This is a genomic window from Polaromonas sp. P1_E3 (assembly GCF_056405935.1).
In genome coordinates, this window is record NZ_JBFUBD010000733.1 from 1 (window position 1) to 870 (window position 870).

General features: G+C 58.7%; 2 protein-coding genes. One reads left to right on the forward strand and one right to left on the reverse strand.

Annotated features, from left to right (window positions below):
- A partial coding sequence (locus AC1D0Z_RS23150) for a (2Fe-2S)-binding protein (protein ID WP_477660470.1) occupies positions 1-384 on the reverse strand: 384 nt, incomplete at its 3' end.
- A gap of 220 nt (positions 385-604) precedes the next feature.
- Between AC1D0Z_RS23150 and AC1D0Z_RS23155 the strand changes: the two genes are divergently transcribed.
- Positions 605-870 (forward strand): hypothetical protein (locus tag AC1D0Z_RS23155; RefSeq protein WP_477660471.1); only part of this gene is annotated, 266 nt, incomplete at its 3' end.

The window sequence follows — 870 nt, forward strand, 5'->3', positions numbered from 1 at the left end:
GCTCATCGCCGCGTCAATGTCCGCGTCGCTCGGGTTCTTGTTGCCCGTGAGCAATGCCGCCGCGCTCATCAGCTGGCCCGACTGGCAGTAGYCGCACTGCGGCACGTCATGCTTGATCCACGCCACCTGCAGCGGATGCGTGTTGTTGCGCGAGAGGCTTTCAATGGTCGCCACCTTCTGGCCCGCCGCCGCAGACAGCGGCGTCTGACACGACCGCACCGGCTTGCCATTGAGGTGCACGGTACACGCGCCGCACAGCGCCGCACCGCAGCCGAACTTGGTGCCGGTCATGCCCAGCTCATCGCGTATCACCCACAAGAGGGGTGTGTCAGGTTCAGCGTTGACGGAAACGGCCTTGCCGTTCACGTTGAGTTTTGTTGTCATGTGGGGTCCCCTTTTGTTGAATCGCTGTCATCACAGGATCGGGCAGGCCCCCAAAAGTCAGCTACTACCCGAAGGCCTTGCGCGACTCATGCTACGACTGGGCATCGAAGGGTATCCGGGTAGAAACCCTTGGCTGAAACAAAGTCTCAACAATTTTTCTCAAGATGAGACAACTGATATAACTCATGCCTTACAAGAGTTTGGGAGGACCACAAAATGGATGGCGCACCACATCGCCCCGCAGTTTCGCGACCAGAAGCCAGCCGAGGTTGGCGGCATGAATAGGGCCACCGAAAAGCACGCAGGCTTCCCAACCCTGGGCCAGGCTGCGCTGATCGTTCTCGCGTTATTTCTGTTTGAATATGTCGCATTAGTGGCCCTTGCCGACATTCTCGCGTTGCGCGGAGATGCACTCAATGGCGTCTGGGGCATCGCAACAGTTCTCGGATACGCCGCCGTCTTTAGCCTTGTCCTGCATCACAAGCA